The following is a 21,163-nucleotide window of genomic DNA, read 5'->3' as shown; positions in this document are numbered from 1 at the left end:
AGTGCCGCTGGCTGATGCCGTAGACGCCAGATTGCTAAAAGTACAAAAAAATGACAACGTGATACTGCCATGCGGCGCTCATCCACCTCGCCGCAGCGGCAGCCATAGAGTGAACACCGTGCCTTGCGCGGAGGGCTGCAGGGGCTGCCAGCCGCAGTGCCCTCCCAGGGCCAGCGTGCGGCTGCGTACGTTGCCCAGGCCCCGGCGGCCGGGGGGCAGGGCGTCGGGAGGCAAGAAAGGGCGGCCATTGTCGTGCACACACACCTGCACGCCGGGCACACCGGGATCTACTCCTTGGGCGGCCTCGGCCGTGGAGACAGTGATGGCCGTGGCGCCGCTGTGCTTGACGATGTTGGTCAGCACCTCCTGAAGGATGCGCAGCACGTGCAGGGCGTTCTGTGCATCAAGCCAGGGCAGGGCGGGCACGTCGCTGGTGCGCCAGTACAGGGTGATGCCGGCCTCGCCCAGGCGCTGCTCCAGCCGAAAGCGCAGGCCCGCCAGCAGGGCCAGCAGGTCGGCGTCCACGGGTTCGAGCGAGTCGATGGAGATCTTCAGGTCGTCGATGCACTCCTTGAGGACCTGGGCCACGTCTACCGGCTGGTGGCGGGCCTGGCCGTGCTGCACCAGGCGCAGCGCGCTGGTCAGCGACGCGCCGACGCCGTCGTGCATCTCGCGCATGAGGCGCTGGCGCTCCAGCATCAGGGTCTGCTCGCGCTCGGCGGTGCGCAGGCGCTCGTGGGTGCGGCCCAGTTCGTGCTCCTGCGCGGCCAGGCGTTCGGCCAGGGTGGCGCGGGCGCGGGCGGCCTGGTCTTGCGCGTGGCTGTAGCGCGAGAACGCGAGGACCAGGAACAGCGTGAACAGGCCCACGCTGACATAGGGCGTGAGGTAGATGCCTTCGATGTTGCCCCAGTAGTTCTGCATGGCCATGTCGTGCAGGCTGATGGGTGCCACCATGGCGCCCCAGGCGGCCAGCAGCAGGTTGCTGGCGCTGCGCAGCCGCCAGGCCCCCACGGCGGCCACCGTGAGCAGCAGCAGCGTGGGCGGCACCATCAGCAGGCGCAGCAGCGGCAGCGTGGCGGTGTAGGCGGGCCACCACGACGGCAGCGCGGCGAGGGCCGCCGCCGCCAGGTACAGCGCCAGCGCCCGGCCCCCGCGCGGCCAGCGCTGGCCGTGAGCCAGGCACAGGAAGCACACCATGCAGCCCAGCGCGGCCAACTGCGCGGCCATGGCGATCCAGGTGAACCAGGCGAAGTCCATGTCCAGCCCCTCGCTGTCCACCAAGTAGGGCAGCGCGGCCACCGACTGGCAGGCCGCCATGGCGAAGAACAGCAGGAACAGGCGCACCTCGCCCTGCTGGCTGCGCCGGTACTTGAACCACAGCGCCAGCGCGAACAGGCTCATCAGCAGGAAGGCGGCGCGCCAGTACGACACCAGCCCCGTCTGCCAGAACATGCGCCAGCGCCAGGGTGTGAGCAGTTCCGTCGTGGGGCCGACCCACAACGACGACAGCGCACCGCCCACGCCCTGCTGGCTGGCCATGCGCAGGTGCACTTGCAGGTCGCCGGTGTGCGCGGCTTCATGAGGCAGGGCGCTCAGGCTGATCCAGATGGGGTCGTTGAAGCTGTTCCAGGGCCGGTCGCCGCGCGACTGCCAGACCAAGCGCCCCTGCACGTACACCGCCAGCGTCCCGATGGTCTGCCAGCGCGGGATGTACAGGCGTGTGCCCTGCGCCGTGGCGGCGAGCGCGCTGGCGGGCAGCGACAGGCGCCACCACTGCACCACGGGCGCGCCGCTGGCCAGCGCCGGATCGAGCACGCGCAGGGATCGCGGCACTGCGTGTGGCAGGTTGACCGCCTGCCAGGGCGTGCCGGAGGCCAGCACCGCGTCGTCTGCCGCGTGCAGCGAGGGCGGCGGCGCCCAGGCGGCACTGGGCGACTGCCAAGTCTGCGCTGCCGCCAGGTGGGCGGAGGTGGCGGCCTGGGCCAGGTGGCAGAAAACTATCAAAAAGAGAGCTGCCAGCGCTTTCTGGATAAGCGCCAGGGCCCGATTTTTCATGGATTGGCGGGTCACTCCAGCCAACCTTGACGCAGCGCGGTGGTGACGGCTTCGGCGCGGGTCGTCACCTGCAGCTTGACGTACACGCGCCGCACGAAGGTGCGCACCGTGTTTCGCGACACGCCCATGGCCTGGGCCACTTCGTCCACCGAGTGGCCGTGCGCCACCAGGCGCAGCAGTTCGACCTCGCGCGCGGAGGGGGCGGCGTCGATTTGCGCCGGGGCGGGCGGCGGCAGGGAGGGCAGGGCGTGGAGGCGCTGGCGTACCAGCAGCTTGCGCGCCACCAGCGGGTTGATGGGGCTGCCGCCCGCGTGCAGGCTGCGCACCTCGTCCAGAACGGCCTGGGGCGGCAGGTCCTTGAGCAGGTAGCCCATGGCCCCGGCCTCGATGGCGTGCAGCACGTGCGCCTCGTCGCCGAACATGGTGCTGACCATGGTCGCCGCCGCGGGCCAGCGCGCCTGCAGAGCGGGCAGCACGTCAAGGCCGCTGCCGTCGGGCAGGCCCAGGTCGAGCAGCAGCACGTCCAGCGGCGGGCCGTCCTGCAGGGCGGCCAGCGCCTCGGCCCGGCTGCACGCCAGCCATTGCACGCACATGTCGGGTGCGGCTTGCAGCGCATAGGCCAGGGCGATGCGGCAGGCCGCGTCATCTTCCACCACGGCGACGCGGATGGGGTTGTTGGGCAAGTCCATGCCCGCGGATGCTGCCACAGCCTCCGGCGCGCGTCTGTCGTCCTATAGGGGGACAGACAGGGGCGTGGAGGCTGCGTAGCCTTGCGCTGTGTCAAACCGTAGCCTTGTGTTGCAAGGCGATACAGGTGTCCCGGGGCTACAGGCCTTGCGGGACAAGCGCCAGCAGCTATCAAAAAATGACTCAACTCGCCCTCCACCGCCTTCTGTCCTTCACCACCACGCTGCTGCTGTCCTTGTCCGGCGCCAGCGCCCAGGCCGCCGTCTGCCGCGCCAGCCCCACGGGCACGGGCGACGGCAGCACCTGGGCGCAGGCCGCGCCGCTGCCCGCCGCGCTGGCGGATGCCGCCTGCACCGAAATTTGGCTCGCGCAAGGCAGCTACAGCCAGGCTGCGGATGCCGAGGGCTTTCGCATCGCGCGCAACCTGGCGCTCTATGGCGGCTTCATGGGCACCGAAAGCACCCTGGCCGAGCGGCCCGCGCCCGTGAATGCCAGCGCCACCGTGCTCGACGGCGAGAACCAGCGCCGCGTGCTGCGCCTGGACGGCACCACGCCCGGCGGCCACATCACCGCCAGCACGGTGATCGACGGCCTGAGCATCGCCCGGGGCCACGCCGCCATGGACGCTGGCGGCGGCCTGCTGTGCCACGGCCCCTGCAGCCCGCGCATCACGCACGTCGTCTTCTCGGGCAACTTTGCCGCTGGCGGTGGCGGCGCCATCTTCAACCGCGCCATGAGCATGGCGCCCGCCAGCCCCACCATCAGCCACAGTACCTTCAGCGGCAACCGGGCCTCCTCGGGCGGCGCCATCGCCAACTTTGCCCCGGGCGCCATCGCCAGCCCCGCCATCAGCCACAGCACCTTTCACGACAACCACGCCGCCACGCACGGCGGTGCTATCTACAGCAACGGCGGCCACCTGGGCAACAGCAGCCCGGTCATCACGCACAGCACATTCAGCGGCAATACGGCGCAGGAAGGCGGCGCGCTCTACAGCCTCGGCGGCGGCGGCGGCATCAGCATGCCCCAGGTCATCGCCAGCATCTTCTGGGGCAACACCACCACCACGGGACCGCAGATCAGCGACATCATCGAGGCCAGCACCACCGTCAGCCACAGCATCGTGGAGGGCGGCTTCGCCGGCACGGGCAACCTGGCCCTGGACCCGCAACTCGGCCCGCTGCAAGACAACGGCGGCCCCACGCTCACCCGCATGCCCGGCGCCACGGGCAGCGCCATCGACGCGGTGGACTGCGCTGCCACCGGCGCCACCACCGACCAGCGCGGTGCCGCCCGCCCGCAAGGCAGCCAGTGCGACATCGGCGCGGTGGAGCGGCGCCTGGGCAGCTATCCGCTGAACGTCGGCATCACCGGCCACGGCACCGTGGCGGGCGGCCCGGCCCCGTGCGCGGCCACCACCACCGCCACCTGCGCCTTCACCTACACGGATGAGGGTGCGCCGCTGCACGTCACCCTGGCCGCCACGCCCGGCACGGGCCAGGCCTTCGCGGGCTGGGGCGGCGCCTGCACTGGCACGGGCGCCACCTGCACCGTGGCGATCGACGGGGCGCGCAGTGTGTCGGCCCGTTTTGCCCCCACCGCGGGCCCCGGCCCCGGCGGCGCGCAGCCCATTCCCACGCTGGGCGGCGGCGCACTGGCGCTGCTGGGTGCACTGCTCGGCCTGCTCGCGCTGCGCCGCAGGGTTTGAAGTGTTTTTGGCCTTTACCCCTTATCCAATAAGCGCAAGAAGCTATAAAAAATGAAGCAAACCATTCTTCCCACGCTCCTCGCCGCCTGCCTGGCGCTGCCCGCCGTGGGGCTGGCCCAGACCTGCGCCAGCCCCAACGCCACCAGTGACTACATCGTGGGCCAGGCCGAAGGCCGCGCCAGCGCGATGCACTGGGAGACGGGGCTGGTCTGGTCGCGCGCCATCGAGGGCAGCACGCTAGCCGATCAGCAAAAGCCCTGGACGGACTGGATTAACAACTGGCTGCCCACGCCGTTCGCCGGGCAGGAGGACTGGGGCGTCAACGCGGCCCTGGCGCAAGACCGCCTGCACACCGGCGTCTGGCGGCTGCCCTACAAGCTGGAGAACAGCGCGCTGGCAGCGGGCTGCCCTGACCCGGACTTCCGCCTCAACCGGGAGGTGCTGCCCACCGTGCATGGACAGGGGGGGCTGCACGGGTCGCTCTGGACGGCATCGCCCCGGCCGGGCAACCAGGGCAGCGCCTGGCAGACCTTGTTCGACCAGCAGCCGCAGGTGGGCACCTGGCTCTCCACCAACTCCGGCGGAGAAGCGCGCCTGGTGCGCGGCGGACAGCCGTTTGCCAACCTGCCTGCGTCCCCGCCCGCCGATACCGTCCCGGCGGGCATGGTTGTGATCTACAACATCACCACCCCGCTGGCCAGCCAGTCGGGCGCAGGCGCATCGTGGGGCGGCGTGCGCATCAGCGGCAATGGCCGCCTGCGCGTGAATGGCGCAGGCTCCTGGGTGCGCGAGGCCATCGTGACCAGCGGCGACCAGATCCGCGTGCGCCTGCCGGCCCCGGCCACTGCGGGCCAGCAGGCCACGGCCACCCTGAGCCTGCGCAGCGGCGATACCACCGGCACCGCTGCCGCCGCCGCGAACGGCGGCGACGAAGCCACCCAGGTGCGCGAGAGCAGCATGCTCTTCACCCTCCATGCCAGCGCTGCGCCCGCGCCGCGCGCCTGCCGCGTCACGCCCAGCGGCAGCGGCGACGGCACCAGCTGGCCGCAGGCCGCCAGCCTGGACTTTGCGCTGGCCGAACCCAGTTGCAGCGAGGTCTGGCTGAAGCAATCCGCTGGCACTCCCTACGTGCCGTCCGGCGCGCAGGGCTTCATCATCGAGCGCAACGTCAAGCTCTACGGCGGCTTCATTGGCACCGAGGCCGCGCTGGCCGAGCGGCCCCAGTCCGTGTCTCCCGGCCTGACGGTGCTGGACGCCAACAACAACAGCCGCGTGCTGTACCTGGACGGCAGCCTGGGCATCCCGCTTGATGACACGCTGATCGACAGCGTGTATCTGCTGCAGGGCGCGGCGGCCGGGCCTGGGGCCAACGGCGGCGCGCTGTACTGCAACGGCGCGGGCGTGGGCAGCGTGTGCAGCCCCTGGATAAACAGGGTGCACATCGGCGCCTCGTACGCCGACGGCGATGGCGGGGCCCTGTTCAACGACGCCAGCGGGGGCGGCGTCAGCAGCCCGGTGCTGACGAATGTCCTCATCAGCAACAACCACGCCGAGGGCCACGGCGGTGCCATCTACAACCGGGGCGAGGGCGGCACCAGCAGCCCCGTGCTGCGCAGTGTTTCTATGGAAGGCAACGACGCCTACAACGGCAGCGGTGGCGCCATGTACAACCTCGCCAAGGGCAGCGGCGGCGTCAGCAGCCCGGTGATCGAGCAGGCCAGTTTCACAGGCAACGGCGCGGGTGTGTCCGGCGGCGCCATCCACAGCCTGACGGAGGGCGGCGGCACCAGCCATATGCAGGTGCGCAACGCCACCTTCGCCATCAACCAGTCCTCCGCCGGCAGGCCCGGCGGCGCCATCGCCATCGTGGGGGTGGACGGGGATGCCCGCGTGGACGCGGTGCACGCCACCTTCATGGGCAACATGGCCGGTGGCAACGGCAACGCGCTCTTCACCCAGGGCGGCGTGGTGGGGGTGCGCAACTCCGTGCTGTGGGGTAGCGCGGCCACGCGCTCTCAGGCCGTCACCTTTTTCACGGGCTCCACCACCATCACCGACAGCCTGATCCAGGACGGCTGCGCGGGCGGCAACGTGGCCCCCATGGGCGGCACCGCCACCTGCAACGGCGTGACGCTGGACGCCGACCCCGAACTGGGCGCGTTCGGCGCCAACGGCATGGATGGCTTCCCCAGCCTCTACGGCTACCTGCCCGATCTCACCAGCCTGCTGCAGGACGCCGTGGCCTGCACCCTGCCGATCGACCAGCGCGGCATCGCCCGCCCGCAGGGCATGGGCGCCACGCCTTGCGATATCGGTGCGCTGGAGCGGCGGACCCATGTGGAACTGGCGGTCACCGTCACCGGCATGGGCGTCGTGAACGGCGCCCCGTCGGCCTGCGCCACTGGCACCTGCAGCTACAACTACCCTGGCGAGGGCACCCCGCAGCTCCTTACCCTCGCTGCCATGCCCGCCATGGGCCACACCTTCACCGGCTGGAGCGGCGCCTGCTCCGGCACTGGCACGTGCAGCATCACCATGGACCAGGCGCGCGCCGTGAGCGCCGAGTTCTCCGGCCCCATCGCGCACACCCTGGGCGGCACGGTAGCTGGCCTTACGGGTATTGGCCTGGTGCTGCGCAACGGTGGCGAAGACCTGTCGGTGCAGGCCAACGGCGGCTTCACCTTCTTGCAACCGGTGGCGGATGGCGGCAGCTACGCCGTCACCGTGAAGACCCCGCCCACGGGCCAGACCTGCACGGTAACGGGCGGCAGCGGCACTGCCACCGCCAATGTGATCAGCGTGCAGGTGGCCTGCGTCGCTGCCACTTACGCCGTCACCGCCCTGCCTGCTGGCGCTATGGCCTGCACATCCAACGCGGTTGCCTACCTCGGCACCGTCACATGCCACGCCACGCCGCCTGCGGGCCAGATCACGCAAAGCATCAGCGGCTGCAACGGCACACCCACGGGCGTGGGCGACAACGACTACACCACCGCGCCGGTCACCAGCGCCTGCACCATCACGGCGACCTTTGCGCCGCTGCCGCAGCAAACCCACACACTGGGCGGCACCGCTACGGGCCTCACGGGCAGCGGCCTGGTGCTGCGCAACGGCAACGAAGACCTGGCGGTGCAGGCCAACGGCGGCTTCACCTTCTTGCAGCCTGTGGCGGATGGCGGCAGTTACGCAGTCACCGTGCAGGCCCAGCCCACGGGCCAGCGCTGCACCATCGCCAACGCCAGTGGCAGCAACGTCGCCGCCAACGTGGGCAATGTGCAGGTGGCCTGCGCGCCATACTTCGAAGGCACCACCGTGCCCGCCAGCGGCCCGGGCGGTACCGGCAGCGCTACCTTCACCGGTGGCGGCCCCGCCTGCCGGTTCAACCTGGGCGCCACCCGCTTCGAGGCCGCGCCCGCCGCGCTGCCGCCGGGCCACACGCTGCCTCAGGGCCTGCTGCGCATCAAGCTCGTGGGCTGTACCACCGCCGTTGCCATGCAGGTCACCTGGCCCGAGCCCGTGGCCGGCTACACCAAGTACGGCTTGGCCGCCCGCACCGACACTCAGCCCAGCTACTTCGAGCCTGCCGGCCTTGTCATCAGCGGCCACACGGCCCGCTTCACCCTGACCGACGGCGCGCAAGGTGACGACGACTGGACGCCCAACGGTGAAATCGCAGACCCTTCTGGCCCCATGGCCCTGGCGGCCGAGGCCATTCCCACGCTCTCGGCCTGGGGCCTGCTGCTGCTGTCCGTGCTGCTGGGCCTGATGGTGCTGCACACCAGGAGACTGTCATGACACAACCCCGCCTCCGCCGGCGCTCGCGCTTCATGTGGCCGTTGCTCGCCGCCTGCGCCCTGGCCGGCCCCGCCCAGGCGGCCCCGTTTGCCTACATTCCCAACAGCAGCTCCGGCACTGTTTCGGTCATCGACGTAGCCAACGACACCGTCACAGCCACTGTGAACGTGGGCACCAACCCCTACGGCGTGGAGGTGAACCCGGCCGGCACCCGCGCTTATGTGGCCAACTCTGGCTCCGGCAATGTTTCCGTGATCAACCTGGCCACCAACACTGTTGTCGCCACCGTGCCTGTGGGCAACACTCCCACGGGAGTGGCGGTCAATCCGGCTGGCACTTATGCCTATGTGGCCAACTACGCCATCAACACTGTCTCGGTGATCGATCTGGCCACCAACACCGTCACGGCCGTTGTGCCTGTGAGTAGCCGCCCTTACGGTGTGGCGGTGAACCCGGTTGGCACTTATGCCTATGTGGCCAACTACGCCGCCAACACTGTCTCGGTGATCGACCTGGCCACCAACACCGTCATTGCCACTGTGCCAGTGGGCTCCAACCCTTCTGCCATAGCGGTGAATCCGGCCGGTACCCGTGCCTATGTGGCTAACCTCACCTCCGACAATGTCTCGGTGATCGACTTGGCTACCAATACCGTCGCAGCCACCGTGCCCGTGGGCAACGGCCCCATGGGGGTGGCGGTGAACCCTGCTGGCACCCGGGCCTACGTGAGCAGCCGCAGCACCGACAATGTCTCGGTAATCGACTTGACCACCGACACTGCCGTCGCCACCGTGTCAGTGGGCGACGGTCCTCTTGGTGTGGCAATAGACCCCGCCGGCACCCGCGCCTACGTGGTCAACCGCGGCTCCAACAATGTCTCGGTGATCGATCTGGCCACAAACACCGTCACCACCACCGTGGCCGTGGGGTGGAGTCCCGGAGCACTGGGCCTGTTCGTCGGCGGCCCCGTGCCAGCACCAGTCTCTCCCGCCGCGATCCCCAGCCTTCAGGCCTGGGCCTTGCTGCTGCTCGCGGCTGGGCTAGGGGGCCTTGGGCTGAAGCACCTGCGGCCTGCGCGGCGCGCTGGCGTTGCCGGACCGGGCTGAGGCTTCGGGGCGGGCCTGCGGGCATCCGGCGGCGCGGCTTGCGTCCCCGCAGCTCTCGAGCGCATATGTTGCCAGCACTGGCACATCCTCTTATGTACACCAATAGCGCCACCGGCAAACCCGCCGCTGTACTGCTCGTTTGGACAGCAGGATCCACTGGCATGCGCTCGACCATTGTAATTTTGCGCCACCTGGCACTGTGGGTCGCTGCGGGCCTGGCGAAGGTATTCGGATCGACCTTCCAGGCCCGATGGCTGAGCAGGTGGGAGGGTGGCTCGGCGTGCGTCTGAGTGCGCTGAAACTTTCCCATTGCCCATTGTCGTCTCAGACCGCCGCAGCTAGCCGGGCCGGTGAGCACAGTTCGCACGAAGTAGGTCTAGCGCCCAGGCTTTTCTGGAGCCTGCGCATGTCCATGCATGCCAGAACACGGCAAGGCAGAGCAACACGCGAACCAAAAAAGCCGCGGCGTTTTTGGCTGCGGCTTTTTGCGAGTTGGGGTTGTTAGAGGCTCTTGCGGAGCAGGGCCGCGAAGCGGGCTAGCGCCTACGGATACCAAAATGTCCACGTGGCATCCCGGGGAAATTGAAGTAGACCGTGCCTTTGAAGGGCTTGTGGCGCGCCAGATAGGCTGCTGCGCCCAGCAGCATGGGGGTATGGGCGTCGTGTCCGCAGGCATGCATCTTTCCGGCGCACTGGGATGTGTGTAGTGGGGCCAAGCTCCTGCATGTTGAGCGCAACTGGGTCTGCGCGTAGTGCAATGCTCGGCCCTTCGCCATTCGAGAGCTTTGCCACCGCACGTGTCACCGCCAGACCACGGTGCACTGGCAAGCCCATCAGCGAGCTGGGGCCGCTGAGTTGGATGGGCATTGATGGTCTCGGTCAGCGCTAGGCACTGCTCTGCTGCCTTGGCGGTAGTGAGGCCCGCATCTTTTTCCGTTTGCGCGGGCTTTGTGAAAAGCACACTGTTTTCTTCGAGCGCTAGGCGTGCGCAGGCCACCTCGACAAGAGGGGGCATCCGGTATGTGCTGCGCAATGACCTCGACCGCTGGCCCCACCGTCCCATGCGGGGTAGATGCACCCAGGGCGTTCGCTTCAGCGCCCGCCGCGCTCAATGCGCTCACACGCCCAGTGAAAGTTTCCGAACCTGCTTCCGTGACGCGAGCAATTTGTGTTGGCGAGGTCCGCCATATGTCATTGGCTCTCCATTGGGGTAAACCCCAGAGCGGTTTTATGTATCCACGATGAAAATCCGTGCACGAAAATTATATTTTGCATACAAAACTATGAATTGCATACTGAATGGCTCAAAAGCACTGCGGGCAGTCGAGGCCTCGCGTGTTGGGTCGATTGCCAAGGATGGGTCATGAATCGCTTGTTGGATGCCTATTGCCAGGCCTTGGAAGCTGTGTGTGCGTTGTTGATGGCCGCCATGGTTGTCCTGGTATTCGGAAACGTGGTGTTGCGCTATTTCTTCAGCACAGGCTGGCTGATCTCCGAGGAAATCTCCCGCTGGATGTTTGTCTGGATGGTGTTCATGGGCGCTGTGGTCGTAATGCGCGAGCGCGGCCACATGGGCACGGACATGGTGGTCGTGCGATTGCCCGCCTGGGCGCAGCGACTCTGTTTGGTGGCGGTGCAAGTCATCATGCTTTACATCACTTGGCTGATGTTTACCGGCAGTTGGAGCCAGGTGGTGGTGAATCGCGAAACGGAGGCACCTGTCAGTGGCCTCTCGGTCTCCATCTTCTACTTTGCGGGCGTCTTGTTCGCGGTGTCCACGCTGCTCATCCTGCTGCACCAGTTCTGGCTGACAGTGAGCGGGAAGCTCTCAGACGCTGAACTGGTGATGGTGCAGGAATCCGAAGAAACGGCACATCTCGTGCTGCCTCCATCCGTCGTCGCTGTGGATAGGCGCAAGTAAGCATTCATAAGAAATCGGAGACGGAAATGACGGTGCTCATCTTTGTAGGCGCGCTGCTGGCGGCCATGGCGATCGGTATGCCCATCGCCTATGCGCTGCTCTTCTCGGGCTTGGCCCTGATGTTCCACCTGGATCTGTTCGACGCACAGATCCTCGCGCAGAACGTGATCAACGGTGCCGACAGCTTTCCGCTACTGGCTGTTCCGTTCTTTATGCTGGCCGGTGAAATCATGAACGTGGGCGGTCTGTCCAAGCGCATCGTGCACTTGGCTATCACTCTGGTCGGGCACATGCGTGGGGGCCTGGGATTCGTTGCGATCATCGCGGCCTGCCTGATGGCAGCGTTGTCTGGTTCGGCCGTGGCCGATACGGCAGCACTGGCCGCTCTTTTACTGCCTATGATGGTCAAGGCAGGCCACGACAAGGCGCGGGCCGGTGGTTTGATCGCATCGGCCGGCATCATTGCGCCGGTGATTCCCCCCTCCATCGGCTTCGTGGTGTTCGGGGTTGCGGCCAACGTGTCCATCGGCAAGCTGTTCATGGCGGGTATCGTGCCCGGCCTGCTGATGGGGGTGGCCATCGCCGTGGCCTGGTGGCTGGTGGCGTCCCGCGAGAGCGTGAATCTCCCCGCTGCGTCCACGACGCAAGAGAAGCTCCAAGCGCTCAAGGGGTCGCTATGGGCCCTGGGTCTGCCTGTCATCGTGCTTTTCGGACTGAAGTTCGGCGTGTTTACACCCACCGAGGCCGCCGTAGTGGCTGCGGTGTATGCGTTGCTGGTATCTACAGTGGTCTATCGAGAGATCAGCCTGCGCCAGATGTACACGGTGTTCGTCTCGGCATCGAAGATCACCGCGGTGATCATGTTCCTGGTGGCAGCGTCCATGGTCTCGGCATGGCTGATCACCGTAGCCGACATTCCAGACCAAGTGATCGGCATGCTCAAGCCCTTTATGGACAACCCCACTTTGCTGCTGGTGGCAATCATGGTGCTGGTGATGGTCGTGGGAACAGCCATGGACATGATGCCCACCATCCTGATCCTCACTCCTGTGCTCATGCCCGTCATCAAAGAGGCTGGTATCGACCCGGTCTACTTCGGTGTGCTTTTCATCATGAACAATGCCATTGGCTTGGTCACCCCGCCGGTGGGTTCGGTGCTGAACGTGGTGGCTGGTGTGGGCAGGATGCGCTTGGACGATGTGGCCAAGGGGGTGGTGCCATTCATGATCGCCCAGTTCATCGTCATGTTCCTGCTGGTGCTGTTCCCCTCGATCGTGATGGTGCCTCTGAACTTCCTGACCAAGTGATTCTGAGGGATCTGCAATGAATACCAAGCTTTCCCCAAAGTCCACGACTGCTGGCGTGTTCGAGGCCGTGAGCGCGCACCTCAATGAGTTGCGCTCTGCCATTACTGAGCCCGTCCGCGTGCGCGAAGAAGACCTGGCCAACCAACTAGGGGTGAGCCGCACGCCAGTGCGTGAAGCGCTGATTCGGCTCGACAGCACCGGAGTCATCAGCCTGCGCCCGGGGCGTGGTGCGCTGCTGCAACCGGTGAGCGATCGTGACTACCGCGAATGGCTGCAGCTGCGTGAGCAGCTAGAAGGATTCGCCGCGCGCGAGGCAACGCTGAACGCATCGCAGCGTGACGTGATAGCACTGCGCGCCATTTTCGAGCCCTTCCTGGAGCCGGGAGTGGCCGAAGCCAAGGCGGCCCAGTATTCCCAAGCCAATGTGGCCTTCCACGTAGAGGTCATTCGGCTGGCCAACAACCATCTGCTCGAACGTGTGTGGGCGTCTTTCGGCCACCCTCAGACCAGTTACCGCCGCCAGACCATCGCTCGCCTGCACCGCAGCGCCGATTCTCTGCGCGAGCACCTTGAAATCATCGATGCCATCGAGCGGCGAGATGCCGACCTAGCCGAAGCCCTGGCACGAGCCCATGTGCGCGCACTGCTTGTGGCCGTTGAACAAGGAGGCTCGCAGCAAGTCGTGCAAAGTATTTCCCCACAGAAGCAGTCCACATGAAGTTCCTCAATTTCCTCCACGGTGATGGCGTCCGACTCGGCGCCGTGATCGCAGATACCCACATCCTCGACTTGACAGCTGCATGGCCGGTCCAGCCGGCGCCCGCATCGGTGGATGAACTCATCGCAGGTGGTGATGCTGCCGTCGCGCTAGCGCAGCAGGCCATCCAGACGGCCGGCGATGCCCTTGCCAGCGGCAATACCGCCAGCACCGTGCTCTATGCGAGCGCGACCATCCTGCCGCCAGTGGCGCTCACCGGCCGCAACATCTTCAACGTGGGCCGCAATTACCGCGAGCACATCATCGAAGGGAATTTGGCCAATGGCCGCCCGGCCGATGCCTTTCCGCAGGCCATCGAGTTCTTCACCAAACCACGCACCGCCCTGGTGGGGCACCGCGGCTGTGTACTGCGCCACGGCCAGTTGACCAATAGCCTCGACTACGAGGTAGAGCTGGCCATCGTCATCGGCAAGGGGGGGCGCGACATCCCTGTGGAGAAGGCGCACGAATATGTGTTCGGCTACACCATCCTGAACGATGTAACAGCGCGTGACCTGCAGCGCCTGCATGGGCAATGGTTCAAGGGAAAAAGCTTGGACACCAGCTGCCCGCTTGGCCCCGTGGTCGCGCATGCCAGCGCCGTCGAGAATCCAGACAACCTGAACTTGGTGCTGGAAGTCGACGGCGAAGAGCGTCAGAACGACAACACCAACTCCATGATATTCAACGTGGCCACCGTCATCGCGCAGCTGTCGGCGGGCATGACGTTGTTGCCAGGGGACGTCATCGCTACCGGCACCCCCAAAGGTGTTGGTTTTGCCCAGCGCCCGCAGCGGTGCCTCCAGGTAGGCCAGACCGTGCGAGCACGTATCGAGGGGATTGGCGAGCTGACCAATACCGTCGTCGCCTAGCACGCCTCAATAGCTGCGCTACGCAGCTGTTCCATTCAACTTCCGCTATTCCTGAGGAGACAACATGGCCTTGATGACCCCTTTCCTGCCCAACGCTGAAAAGTACGGCCCCCTTGATTCGCGCAACGTGGCGGTGAACGACCTGCCCTGGAAGCCCACCCCGACGCCGGGCATCGATATGAAGGTGCTGGTGAAGGACGACGACACCGGCTTGCTAACGGCATTGTTTCGCTGGCAGCCCGGCACGGTGCTCGCGTTGCATGAACACGTGGAAATCGAGCAGAGCTATGTGCTCGAAGGTGAGTTCGAAGACGACGATGGTGTCTACATGGCAGGCAATTTCGCCTGGCGCCCCAGAGGCCATCGCCATGTCGCCCGCTCGCCCAAGGGTGCGCTGGTGCTGTGTTTCTTCCTCAAGCCGAACAAGTTTCTGGGCGGGGAACTGGACGGCCAGGAACTGAAGTAATTGACGTAGACCCCTTTCGATGGCCCCATTTTTTTAGGAGACACACGTGACAGCACAAAAGACTTCCCCCCGTATCCGCAACCTGGGCCTGGCCATCACGACCGGCCTGATCGCCATGGGCGGCATGCAAGTTCATGCGCAGGACATCCAGGACCGCAAGATCAAGTTCAGCTACGCCGTCGCCAAGGACAACCCGATCGGCTTGGCCGTGGACAAGTTTGCCCAGATTGTCGGCGCCAAGACCGGGGGCAAGATCAAAGTCACTGGCTACCCTGGCGCCACGCTGGGCAACGAGATCCAGTCGATGTCGTCTGCCCAGGGCGGTATCTTGGAGATGTCGGTGGTCTCCACCGCAGGCGCTGCCGGCAACGTGAAAGAACTTGCCATTTTCGACCTGCCTTTCATCTTCCGCAGCGAGAAGGAAGCCGATGCCGTCGTGGATGGGGAAGTCGGCCAGTCGTTGCTCAAAAAGTTCTCAGAAAAGAACCTCATTGGCCTGTGCTACATGGACTACGGTTTCCGCCAGGTTACCAACAGCAAGCATCCCATCAATCGCCTGGAAGACTTCCGTGACCTGAAGCTGCGCACACTGCAGAACCGCGTGTACATCGACGTGTTCAAGGCGCTGGGTGCCACGCCCTTGCCTCTGCCTTACCCAGAAACCTACACCGCGCTGGAAACCAAGGCCATCGACGGGCAGGAAAGCGCTTATCTGGTCACCAAGTCCAGCTCCTATCAGGACATCCAGACCTACCTGACCGAAACCCGCCACTTCTATCTGCCTGCCGTCGTATTGGTGAGCAAGAAGTTTTGGGATCGCCTGAGCACCGCCGAGCGTGGCGTACTGGAATCCTCGTGCAAGGAAGCCCAGACCTACCACCGTGAAGTGAGCCGAAAAATGGAAGCAGACGTGGTTAAGGACCTTATCAAGGCCGGCATGAAGTTCAATACCATCGAGCCCGCCGAACACGCCCGCATGGTGCAAGCTACCGCATCAGTGATCGAGAAGTACAAGCCGGAACTGGGTGTCGACTTGGTCAACAAGACCATGGCCACTATCGAGAAGGCCCGCAGGACTCCCTGAACCTGATATAGCGCCTCCCGGACCGGCCATGCCCGGTCGCTTCCTGACAGGACGAGCGGACCTCAACACGGTCGCTTTCCTGCCCCAGAGCTGGCACGGCGTACCGCGCCAGAAGCAAAGGCGAACGCGGTGGCACCGGGTGCCGTCGCAACTCCCCGTGGTAGCAGTGGCCGATCCGGTCACGCTGAAGAATGTGCCGGCACCACGCATTGGCGCGCCGGACGAGATCGCCTGGCTGCTGGCCTTCCTGTGCTCACCAGGTGCCAGCTTTGTCTGCGGCGCCAGGCTTGATGTCAATGGCGGTTCCTATATGCGCTGAAGCGCAACCACTGAGAAACAGAATATGGACACGCAATTTCAAGATCTGCGCGTGATGGTCACCGCAGGTGCTTCTGGCATTGGCCTGGCCATTGCCCAGGCCTTTGCGCAAGCAGGGGCTCGGGTACAAATCAGCGACATCTCGGCGTCTGCCATTGAAGCTGCCGTGCCCTCGCTGCCGGGAGGTGGCGGCTGGATTGCGGATGCGTCCAACCCCGCTGCGGTGGATGCCTGGTTTGGTCACGCCTTGGCGACGCTGGGCGGCCTGGATGTACTGGTGAACAATGCCGGCATTGCTGGTCCCACGGCGCGTATCGAGGAAATCGAACCGCAGCAATGGGACGAGACCATTGCGGTCAATCTGCGCAGCCAGTACCTGTGCGTGCGCCGCGCGATTCCGGCGCTGCGTACCTCGCATCGCGCCAGCATCATCAACCTCAGTTCGGTGGCCGGGCGCCTGGGCTACCCGCTGCGTACGCCCTATGCTGCATCCAAGTGGGCAGTCGTTGGGCTGACCCAAAGCCTTGCACTGGAACTGGGCGGCGACGACATCACCGTGAACGCCATCCTACCCGGCATCGTGGACAGCGAGCGCTCCCGGAACGTCACGGCGGCCAAGGCGCAGGCGCGCCAGATCAGTGAGGCCGACATGCTCACCGAAATCCTGGCTAACGTGGCCTTGCACCGCAAGGTGCAGTTGGCTGACGTAGCACAGACTGCGCTTTTTCTCGCGTCCTCAGCGGGGCGCAGTTTTACTGGCCAGAGCCTGAACGTTTGTGCCGGCATCCAATCCTTGCGTTGAAAGAAAGCAATCCACATGGCAAAGACCTATTTTGAAAAAAACTTTGGCTTACAGGGCCGCGTGGCCTGTGTGACAGGCAGTGCTGCGGGCCTGGGCCTGGCCATCGCCCGCCACCTGGGGCAAGCGGGAGCACGCATCGTGGTCAATGACCTGGACGCAGGCCGCTGCGAAGAGGCCGTGCGCTTGCTGACGGTGGAAGGCGTGGAAGCGCGTCATGCTGTGTTCGACGTATCCCAGGCCGAGGCGGTGGGCCAGGCCATTGACACACTGGCCTTCGACGGCTGGGCGCCCGACATCATGGTCAGCAATGCCGGAAACCAGAACCGCAAGTTGGTGACCGAGATGACGCTTGTGCAGTGGCAGTCGCTGTTCGATGTGCATGTGAACGGCGCCTTCAATTGCGCCCACGCGGTGTTGCCGCATATGACGCGCAAGGGCTTTGGCCGGATCATTTTGATGTCTTCCGTAGCCGGCCAAGCGTGTATGCCCGGTATCGCAGCCTACGCTTCGGCCAAGGGTGCTATCGCCGCATTCACCCGCGCGTTGGCGGTGGAGTACGGCAGCGCTGGCGTCAACAGCAATGCGCTGGCTCCGGGCTTCGTGCGCACCCAGTTCACGCAGGGTCTGCAGGAGCGCGAAGGTTTTGACAGCTTCCTGCAGAGCGCCGTGCCAATAGGTCGATGGGCAGAGCCCGACGACATCGCACCTGCCGTGGTGTATCTGGCGTCGAATGCCGGTTCGTTTGTCAATGGGCATGTTCTCGCCATCGACGGAGGAATGTTGGCCCGCATGTAGGACCGCAGTCCATTTGTCTCTACCCATTGTGTGATGCACCGTGCATCCCCACGAATCAGAAAGATCCCTGCCCATGTACATGCACCTCGTCATGATGGAGTTCATTCCCGATGCCGGCCCCGAGTTTTTCCACAAAGTGGAGGCCTATGCCGTGCGGATTCGCCAAGAATGCGCGGATGTGCTGACCTACCACTTTGGCGCCAATGAAGCAGCTCGATCCGATGGCTACACCCATGCGGTGGTGTCTGCGTTCAAGGGCCGCCCCGCGCACGACGCTTACCAGGCCAGTCCGGCCCATGTGGAAATGAAGACCTATATGGGGCCATACATCCAGCGACTTGTGGTTTTCGATGGCGCAGCGCCCCTGCAATTGCAATAGTCCTAGGTAGTACCTGGCATACGAACTTCTGCCCAGCTGTGGCGGCCATAGAGGGCAAGTTACGCCTGTTTCCGCTGCTGCTATTTACACAGAAAAAAGACGCCCAGCTCTGGGCGAAGGCAAATAATTTAGCCGACGATATTCAGTTCACGGGAGCGTAGTCAGCAATTCGAGACTCGGCACGACAGTGCGGGCCTGATCCTTCAGAGCCTGCTCGGTCGGATTTCTCGCGGTCTGGCTATGCACGGGAGATCCTAGCGCAACGTGGCCGCCATGGCGGCCTCAATTGATCTCGCAAGCTGTTAGAACTGATCGTTGGAGTCCGGGCGAGACAGCGCATCGCGGACCGCACGCGGAGCTGGTGGTCGGCATCCGAGAGGGTCCGTCGGCGGAGAGCCCGGTCCTATCTTTCGATGACTGCATTGCGCCGAAAAACGTGAGGTCAAATCCCCCTTCGCCGGGCTTCAATGCAGCGTAAACAAGAGTGCCTGCAGCTCCTGGCGATTGTGGACACGTAGTCGGTCATAGATCTGGCGTCGATAGGACGTAGTAGTGTGGGTGCTGATACCCATGTGCGCAGCGATCTGATCTTCGGGCAGGCCGCGTGCCAGCCAGTAGGCCAACTCGTGCTGGCGCTGCGGTAACCCAAGCGCACGCAGCGCGGGCAGCAGTTGCGTCACGCGCTGTACCCGCTGCGCGATGTGGATGCCCACCGCCCGGTCTTCGCCCTTGACGTCGGTCATCTGTGTGGCGCGCAGCGAGAACAAGCCGCTGGCGTTATGGAGGTCCATCTGCGGCAGTACGGGCGCGGCACCTTTCACCACGGAGCGCAGGCGCTCCAGCAACACCCGCAGCGCGCATGGCAGCTCGTTGCGCTGATACCACCGCAAGCCAAAGGCTAACGCCATCAACTTGTCTGCCTGGGGGGACGTCCACAGCAGCCGGCCCTGTGGCGTGGCCACCAGCGTGGCACTGTCAACCAATACGCTGCCCTGCGGATCTAGTTCGCCAGGCTGCAGGATGCGCGCCAGCCAAGGTTCCAGCCGCCCGAGCATGGCGGCGTCTTCAGGCGCGAAGCGGGGTGCACCAGGCTTGCGGCACAGCTTGAGCGAGCCGACGCCCTGGCTCTGCGGCGTGCGCAGCACCAGGCTCAGAAAGTCTTGCCACTCGCACGGCCGCGCCAACTCGTTGTAGAACTCGCTGCGCATGAACTCATGGCGCGGCACGGTGATGATCTGCTCCATCGATAGCACTCCATGCTCGTGGCGCATGGCGGCAGCGAAGTCGTGCAGGCTGTAGCGCACCAGCTTGAGTTCCGACGCTCTCAGCTGCGGATCGAAATAGAGGTGCATCCACTCGCGCGCGGCCGAGGGTTCGCTATACGCATCCCACACCCCGTCGGTATCGGGGTGGAAGTACACGCCTGTATCAAAGCCGATCAAGCGATGCAGTTCATGCAGCACAGGTTCGATAAGCTCCGGCCCGCTGAAATCCAGGCAGGCCATTTGTTGCAGGCGCGCCACGGCCTGTTGCTGAATGCGGGGAAGAGACATGGAGCCGCGATCTAGTTGTACGTCGCAACGTATCAATGCGCTGCGCACGCAACAACTTAGCACATGGATAACTTTTTTGCCCCCCCCCCCAAGGGGGTGCTGGCATGCAATGAGCTTCACCCCCCTAGGGGCGTGGCGGCGGGGGATGAGATTTTCTACAGTGCTTGGGATAGAAGTTTTTGCTCCCGTATCACATGAAAAAACAATGCATCGCCGCTTTGCTCGCCCTCACTGCCTGCGCCTGGGCGCAGGCCGCCACCCTGGTCGCCGATACCGCCGCTGACCTGAGCGACCCCACCCCAGGGGACGGCATGTGCGGCACGGGCGTAGCGGGCACCTGCTCGCTGCGCGCCGCCATACAGGAGGCCAACGCGCTGCCCGGCGCCGACACCATCACCCTGTACTCGGGCAACTACGAGCTGACGCAAGCGCCCGCAAACAACCTCCTCACCATCAGCAGCGACCTCACCATCAACGGTATGGGCGTGAGCGCGGGTGCCACCGCCATCAACGGTGGCGGCGACCGCCTGGTGCTGCAAATCACCGGCAACCACACCGTCAACCTGACCAACCTCGCCATCATCGGCGGCACCGGCGCGGGCTCGGCGTTTGGGGGCGGCCTGGTCGTTGGGGGCGGAACGGCCACACTCACTCGGGTGGGGTTGCAAGGCAACAGTTCAGCGAGCTCCACCACCAAGCAGGGCGGAGGCATCTATGTGCACGACACGGCCACACTCCACCTGATCGACAGCGTCGTGACCGGCAACACCGCTGGTATTGCCGGTGGCGGGGTCATGGTGCGCGTCGGCGGCACCGCGCACATCAGCGGCAGCACCATCGACAACAACACCGTGGCCAGCCCTGCCGGCAGCGGGGGCGGCATCGGCGTCGGCGGCACGCTGCACCTCGTCAACTCCACTATCTCGGGCAACACGGCGCCACAAGGCAGCGGCATCAGCGTGACGGCCAACGGCACTGCCGACGTCCGCTTTGCCACCATCGCTGCCAACACAGCCACCCAGCCGGGCGGTGCCCAACTGGCAGCGGTCGGTCCTGCCCAGATCAGCGGCAGCATCGTGGCCAACCCGACGGTGGGCATCAATTGCTGGAACCTGACGGACCAACTGCAATCCGGCGGCAACAACCTCGATAGCGGCACCACCTGCGGCTTTGGCGCGGCGGGCGACATCGCCAGCGCCAACCCGCTGCTGGCGCCGCTGGCCTACGTCAACAACCTGATCGCCCCCATTCATGCACTGCAAGCGGGCAGCCCCGCCATCAACGCAGGCCCCACCAGCGGAGTGATCCCCGCCACTGACCAACGCGGCGCCGCACGTGTGCAGATGGGGCGGGCCGACATCGGGGCCTATGAATCGGCCCTGGGCATCTGGGCCGGGGGGGGTGGCGGCAACGCGCAGGCCGTGCCCGTGGACAACCCTTTTGCCTTGACGCTGACCGCCGTCGGTCTACTGGGCCTTGCTTTGCGCGGACGGCGCAAGAACTCCTAAAAAGATAGCTTCCTGCGCTTGCTGGATAAGTGCTGGTAGCACTTTTTCTG

17 protein-coding genes and 1 pseudogene are annotated in these 21,163 nt (G+C 65.3%); 14 read left to right on the top strand and 4 right to left on the bottom strand.

Annotation, left to right across the window (positions count from 1 at the left end):
- Window positions 1-78: 78 nt before the first annotated feature.
- On the bottom strand, window positions 79-2,055 hold the full coding sequence (locus tag ACAM51_RS26910) for an ATP-binding protein (RefSeq protein ID WP_255594679.1): 1,977 nt from the start codon (window positions 2,053-2,055) through the stop codon (window positions 79-81).
- A gap of 11 nt (window positions 2,056-2,066) precedes the next feature.
- Window positions 2,067-2,744, bottom strand: a complete 678-nt coding sequence (locus tag ACAM51_RS26905; protein WP_369643925.1) for a DNA-binding response regulator — start codon at window positions 2,742-2,744, stop codon at window positions 2,067-2,069.
- A gap of 176 nt (window positions 2,745-2,920) precedes the next feature.
- Between ACAM51_RS26905 and ACAM51_RS26900 the strand changes: the two genes are divergently transcribed.
- From ACAM51_RS26900 to ACAM51_RS26890, 3 genes are read left to right on the top strand one after another with little or no spacing between them, the layout of a single operon-like run.
- Window positions 2,921-4,450: a choice-of-anchor Q domain-containing protein gene (locus ACAM51_RS26900; RefSeq protein ID WP_369643924.1), complete on the top strand. Its 1,530-nt coding sequence runs from the start codon at window positions 2,921-2,923 to the stop codon at window positions 4,448-4,450.
- A 51-nt stretch (window positions 4,451-4,501) separates the two neighbouring features.
- Window positions 4,502-8,245, top strand: a complete 3,744-nt coding sequence (locus tag ACAM51_RS26895) for an IPTL-CTERM sorting domain-containing protein (protein WP_369643923.1) — start codon at window positions 4,502-4,504, stop codon at window positions 8,243-8,245.
- Window positions 8,242-9,351, top strand: a complete 1,110-nt coding sequence (locus ACAM51_RS26890; protein WP_369643922.1) for a beta-propeller fold lactonase family protein — start codon at window positions 8,242-8,244, stop codon at window positions 9,349-9,351. The genes ACAM51_RS26895 and ACAM51_RS26890 overlap by 4 nt, the downstream gene beginning before the upstream one ends.
- A 587-nt stretch (window positions 9,352-9,938) precedes the next feature.
- Here ACAM51_RS26890 and ACAM51_RS26885 read toward each other — a convergent pair.
- Window positions 9,939-10,182: pseudogene (locus ACAM51_RS26885) on the bottom strand (M20/M25/M40 family metallo-hydrolase); the annotation flags it as partial.
- A 532-nt stretch (window positions 10,183-10,714) separates the two neighbouring features.
- Here ACAM51_RS26885 and ACAM51_RS26880 point away from each other — a divergent pair.
- From ACAM51_RS26880 to ACAM51_RS26835, 10 genes are all read left to right on the top strand, one after another.
- Window positions 10,715-11,272, top strand: a complete 558-nt coding sequence (locus tag ACAM51_RS26880) for a TRAP transporter small permease (RefSeq protein ID WP_218295276.1) — start codon at window positions 10,715-10,717, stop codon at window positions 11,270-11,272.
- Between the two features lie 26 nt (window positions 11,273-11,298).
- Window positions 11,299-12,579, top strand: a complete 1,281-nt coding sequence (locus ACAM51_RS26875) for a TRAP transporter large permease subunit (protein WP_218295275.1) — start codon at window positions 11,299-11,301, stop codon at window positions 12,577-12,579.
- Window positions 12,580-12,595: 16 nt separating this feature from the next.
- A complete protein-coding gene (locus tag ACAM51_RS26870; RefSeq protein ID WP_218295274.1) occupies window positions 12,596-13,297 on the top strand; it encodes a GntR family transcriptional regulator in 702 nt (233 codons plus the stop codon).
- Window positions 13,294-14,208, top strand: a complete 915-nt coding sequence (locus ACAM51_RS26865; protein WP_218295273.1) for a fumarylacetoacetate hydrolase family protein — start codon at window positions 13,294-13,296, stop codon at window positions 14,206-14,208. The genes ACAM51_RS26870 and ACAM51_RS26865 overlap by 4 nt, the downstream gene beginning before the upstream one ends.
- Before the next feature lie 64 nt (window positions 14,209-14,272).
- On the top strand, window positions 14,273-14,674 hold the full coding sequence (locus ACAM51_RS26860) for a cupin domain-containing protein (protein WP_218295272.1): 402 nt from the start codon (window positions 14,273-14,275) through the stop codon (window positions 14,672-14,674).
- 46 nt (window positions 14,675-14,720) lie between these two features.
- Window positions 14,721-15,758 carry a TRAP transporter substrate-binding protein gene (locus tag ACAM51_RS26855; protein WP_369643921.1) on the top strand — a complete coding sequence of 346 codons (1,038 nt, stop codon included), beginning with the start codon at window positions 14,721-14,723 and terminating at the stop codon, window positions 15,756-15,758.
- A 28-nt stretch (window positions 15,759-15,786) separates the two neighbouring features.
- A complete protein-coding gene (locus ACAM51_RS26850) occupies window positions 15,787-16,077 on the top strand; it encodes an SDR family oxidoreductase (RefSeq protein WP_369643920.1) in 291 nt (96 codons plus the stop codon).
- 24 nt (window positions 16,078-16,101) lie between these two features.
- Window positions 16,102-16,878: an SDR family oxidoreductase gene (locus tag ACAM51_RS26845; protein WP_369643919.1), complete on the top strand. Its 777-nt coding sequence runs from the start codon at window positions 16,102-16,104 to the stop codon at window positions 16,876-16,878.
- Between the two features lie 15 nt (window positions 16,879-16,893).
- Window positions 16,894-17,673, top strand: coding sequence for an SDR family NAD(P)-dependent oxidoreductase (locus ACAM51_RS26840; protein ID WP_218295269.1), 780 nt, complete (start codon window positions 16,894-16,896; stop codon window positions 17,671-17,673).
- Between the two features lie 73 nt (window positions 17,674-17,746).
- Entirely contained in the window at window positions 17,747-18,052 is a 306-nt protein-coding gene (locus tag ACAM51_RS26835; protein WP_218295268.1) for a Dabb family protein, read from the top strand.
- 464 nt (window positions 18,053-18,516) lie between these two features.
- Here the strand turns inward: ACAM51_RS26835 and ACAM51_RS26830 are convergent, their stop codons facing one another.
- Complete coding sequence (locus ACAM51_RS26830; RefSeq protein WP_369644023.1) at window positions 18,517-19,605, bottom strand: LuxR C-terminal-related transcriptional regulator; 1,089 nt, start codon at window positions 19,603-19,605, stop codon at window positions 18,517-18,519.
- Between the two features lie 194 nt (window positions 19,606-19,799).
- On the opposite strand from ACAM51_RS26830, the gene ACAM51_RS26825 reads away from it, so the two are divergent.
- Window positions 19,800-21,113, top strand: coding sequence for a choice-of-anchor Q domain-containing protein (locus ACAM51_RS26825; RefSeq protein WP_369644022.1), 1,314 nt, complete (start codon window positions 19,800-19,802; stop codon window positions 21,111-21,113).
- Window positions 21,114-21,163 lie beyond the last annotated feature (50 nt).

This window comes from Acidovorax sp. A79 (assembly GCF_041154505.1).
GTDB lineage: Bacteria > Pseudomonadota > Gammaproteobacteria > Burkholderiales > Burkholderiaceae_C > Acidovorax.
This window is presented reverse-complemented; position numbering and strand designations above follow the sequence as displayed.

Bases quoted from the DNA above. Each gene is read 5' to 3' on its own strand.
- ACAM51_RS26835 (WP_218295268.1), top strand. From the start codon at position 17,747: ATGTACATGCACCTCGTCATGATGGAGTTCATTCCCGATGCCGGCCCC.
- ACAM51_RS26850 (WP_369643920.1), top strand. From the start codon at position 15,787: ATGCCCGGTCGCTTCCTGACAGGACGAGCGGACCTCAACACGGTCGCT.
- ACAM51_RS26865 (WP_218295273.1), top strand. From the start codon at position 13,294: ATGAAGTTCCTCAATTTCCTCCACGGTGATGGCGTCCGACTCGGCGCC.
- ACAM51_RS26870 (WP_218295274.1), top strand. From the start codon at position 12,596: ATGAATACCAAGCTTTCCCCAAAGTCCACGACTGCTGGCGTGTTCGAG.
- ACAM51_RS26900 (WP_369643924.1), top strand. From the start codon at position 2,921: ATGACTCAACTCGCCCTCCACCGCCTTCTGTCCTTCACCACCACGCTG.
- ACAM51_RS26905 (WP_369643925.1), bottom strand. From the start codon at position 2,744: ATGGACTTGCCCAACAACCCCATCCGCGTCGCCGTGGTGGAAGATGAC.
- ACAM51_RS26830 (WP_369644023.1), bottom strand. From the start codon at position 19,605: ATGTCTCTTCCCCGCATTCAGCAACAGGCCGTGGCGCGCCTGCAACAA.
- ACAM51_RS26895 (WP_369643923.1), top strand. From the start codon at position 4,502: ATGAAGCAAACCATTCTTCCCACGCTCCTCGCCGCCTGCCTGGCGCTG.
- ACAM51_RS26845 (WP_369643919.1), top strand. From the start codon at position 16,102: ATGGACACGCAATTTCAAGATCTGCGCGTGATGGTCACCGCAGGTGCT.
- ACAM51_RS26825 (WP_369644022.1), top strand. From the start codon at position 19,800: ATGAAAAAACAATGCATCGCCGCTTTGCTCGCCCTCACTGCCTGCGCC.
- ACAM51_RS26840 (WP_218295269.1), top strand. From the start codon at position 16,894: ATGGCAAAGACCTATTTTGAAAAAAACTTTGGCTTACAGGGCCGCGTG.
- ACAM51_RS26910 (WP_255594679.1), bottom strand. From the start codon at position 2,055: ATGAAAAATCGGGCCCTGGCGCTTATCCAGAAAGCGCTGGCAGCTCTC.
- ACAM51_RS26860 (WP_218295272.1), top strand. From the start codon at position 14,273: ATGGCCTTGATGACCCCTTTCCTGCCCAACGCTGAAAAGTACGGCCCC.
- ACAM51_RS26880 (WP_218295276.1), top strand. From the start codon at position 10,715: ATGAATCGCTTGTTGGATGCCTATTGCCAGGCCTTGGAAGCTGTGTGT.
- ACAM51_RS26890 (WP_369643922.1), top strand. From the start codon at position 8,242: ATGACACAACCCCGCCTCCGCCGGCGCTCGCGCTTCATGTGGCCGTTG.
- ACAM51_RS26875 (WP_218295275.1), top strand. From the start codon at position 11,299: ATGACGGTGCTCATCTTTGTAGGCGCGCTGCTGGCGGCCATGGCGATC.